At 72.0% G+C, this 2,832-nt stretch carries 2 protein-coding genes and 1 pseudogene; all 3 read left to right on the top strand.

Annotated features, from left to right (window positions below):
- Window positions 1-213 (top strand): annotated as a pseudogene (locus tag G5C60_RS50260) (DUF6716 putative glycosyltransferase); the annotation flags it as partial.
- 56 nt (window positions 214-269) lie between these two features.
- Complete coding sequence (locus tag G5C60_RS50255) at window positions 270-1,583, top strand: N-acylneuraminate cytidylyltransferase (protein WP_165270951.1); 1,314 nt, start codon at window positions 270-272, stop codon at window positions 1,581-1,583.
- A 23-nt stretch (window positions 1,584-1,606) separates the two neighbouring features.
- The gene (locus G5C60_RS50250; RefSeq protein ID WP_165270953.1) at window positions 1,607-2,545 is read left to right on the top strand and encodes an N-acetylneuraminate synthase family protein; all 939 of its coding nucleotides are present in this window, start codon (window positions 1,607-1,609) and stop codon (window positions 2,543-2,545) included.
- Window positions 2,546-2,832 lie beyond the last annotated feature (287 nt).

Genomic DNA, 2,832 nt, shown 5'->3' with positions numbered 1-2,832 from the left:
CCCTACTACACCCCCGCCACCGCGCCCGGTTATCTGCCCGGCATCCTCGCCCGCCACCACCTCGGCCCGGACGGCAGCCCGCTGCCCGGCGCGCCCGCCGCCGACACCGAGCCGGGCCCGGTGCGGCAGATCGTGCGCCGGGCGGCGCGCGGCGCCTACCGGCACGGGGTGCAGCGGGTGGCGCCGGTCATCCGGCGGATGGGCGAGCTGTGAGCGCCCCCGAGACATCGGGCGTGCGCGTCCCGAACCCCTCGCAAGGAGTACAGGCAATGACCAACTCGGAAGCGGACCAAGCGACAGCGGGCCGGGTGAAGCCGGTACGTCGTGTGCTCGCGGTGATCCCCGCACGGGGCGGCTCCAAGGGCGTCCCCGCCAAGAACCTCCTCCCGGTCGGCGGTGTGCCGCTGGTGGCCCGCGCGGTGCGCGAGTGTCGCGCCGCCCGGCTGGTGACGGACGTCGTGGTCTCCACCGACGACCAGGCGATCGCCGCCGCCGCCCGCGAGGCCGGCGCCGAAGTCGTGCTGCGCCCCGCCGCCATCGCCGGCGACACGGCCACCTCCGAGGCCGCCGTCCTGCACGCCATGGACGCCCACGAGGCGCTGCACGGCTCCGCCGTCGACGCGGTACTCCTCGTGCAGTGCACCAGCCCCTTCATCGTCCGCGAGGACATCGACGGGGTCGCCGGCGCGGTCGTCGAGAACGGCGCGGACACCGCGCTGACGGTGGCCCCCTTCCACGGGTTCATCTGGCGTGACGCCGACGACGACCCGGCCGTGGTCGACACCCAGGTCACCCAGGCCGTCGGCGGTGGCACGGCTGTCGCCAACACCACGGCCACGGACGGCGGTTACGGCGTCAACCATGACAAGTCCTTCCGCCCGCGCCGCCAGGACCGCCCCCAGGACCTGCTGGAGACCGGCGCCGCGTACGCCATGAACGCGGCAGGCCTGCGGGAGCACAAGCACCGCTTCTTCGGCCGTACGGAACTCGTCCGCACCGACCCGGCCCGCGTGCTGGAGATCGACGACCCGCACGACCTCGCCCGCGCCCGCGCGCTCGCCCCGCTCTTCGACGCGGCGCGCCCCGGCGCCCTCCCGACCGCCGACGACATCGACGCGGTCGTCCTCGACTTCGACGGCACCCAGACCGACGACAGGGTGCTGATCGACTCCGACGGACGGGAGTTCGTCTCCGTGCACCGCGGAGACGGACTCGGCATCGCGGCCCTCCGCAAGAGCGGCCTGACGATGCTGATCCTGTCCACGGAGCAGAACCCGGTCGTCGCCGCCAGAGCCCGGAAGCTCAAGATCCCGGTCCTCCACGGCATCGACCGGAAAGACCTCGCACTGAAGCAGTGGTGCGAGGAGCAGGGCATCGCGCCTGAGCGCGTGCTCTACGTCGGCAACGACGTCAACGACCTCCCGTGCTTCGCCCTCGTGGGCTGGCCCGTGGCGGTCGCGAGCGCCCACGACGTCGTGCGCGGCGCCGCACGCGCGGTCACCACCGTTCCCGGTGGCGACGGCGCGATCCGAGAGATCGCCAGCTGGATCCTCGGCCCTTCTCTCGACTCCCTCGACAAGTAAGGAAAGTTCCTGTCATGAGCGCTGTGAGCTCCATCTCCCGTCTGCGCACCTTCGGTTCGAAGACCGCCGGTCCCGGTCAGCCCGTGTACGTCACCGGCGAGATCGGCATCAACCACAACGGCGAGCTCGAGAACGCCTTCAAGCTGATCGACGCGGCCGCCGAGGCCGGCTGCGACGCCGTGAAGTTCCAGAAGCGCACCCCGGAGATCTGCACCCCGCGCGACCAGTGGGACATCGAGCGCGACACCCCCTGGGGCCGCATGACCTACATCGACTACCGCCACCGCGTGGAGTTCGGTGAGGACGAGTACCGCCAGATCGACGAGCACTGCAAGAAGCGCGGCATCGACTGGTTCGCCTCCCCGTGGGACACCGAGGCCGTCGCCTTCCTGGAGAAGTTCGACGTCCCGGCCCACAAGGTCGCCTCCGCGTCGCTCACGGACGACGAGCTGCTGCGTGCCCTGCGCGCCACGGGCCGCACGGTCATCCTCTCCACCGGCATGTCGACGCCGAAGCAGATCCGCCACGCGGTCGAGGTCCTGGGCAGCGACAACATCCTGCTCTGCCACGCCACTTCGACGTACCCGGCGAAGGCCGAGGAGCTCAACCTCCGCGTCATCAACACCCTCCAGGCCGAGTTCCCGAACGTCCCGATCGGCTACTCCGGCCACGAGACGGGCCTGCAGACCACCCTCGCCGCGGTCGCCCTCGGCGCCACCTTCGTCGAGCGCCACATCACCCTCGACCGCGCGATGTGGGGCTCCGACCAGGCCGCCTCCGTCGAGCCGCAGGGCCTCTCCCGCCTCGTCCGCGACATCCGCACCATCGAGGCGTCCCTCGGCGACGGCGTCAAGAAGGTGTACGACTCCGAGCTCGGCCCGATGAAGAAGCTGCGCCGCGTCCAGGGCGTCGTCGCCGAGGCCGAGATCGCCGCGGCCGCGGGCGAGCCGGTCGCGGTCTGATCCCAGCTCCACCCGGTCCGTACGCACGGATCCTCCCTGCGTACTCACGGACCCCATCCGTACCCACGGATCCCCCAGTCCGTACTCACGGAAGCGACGGTTATACGTCGATGAGCCCCCGCGCCGGATCCGCCGGCCCCCGACCGGCCGCCACGCGACCGCGTGCCGCGCAGACGCTCGCCTTCGTGGAGAGCCCGGTCCAGCTTCTCAACGTCCTGGAGTGGGCCCACGCCGATGCCCTCCGGGCATCGGGGGAGCCGACCGCGCCCGGCGGGGGCGCGGGGGCC

The organism is Streptomyces scabichelini (assembly GCF_011045015.1).
Classification (GTDB): domain Bacteria; phylum Actinomycetota; class Actinomycetes; order Streptomycetales; family Streptomycetaceae; genus Streptomyces; species Streptomyces scabichelini.
Note: the sequence above shows the minus strand (reverse complement) of the source record. Positions and strands in the feature narration are given on the sequence as shown.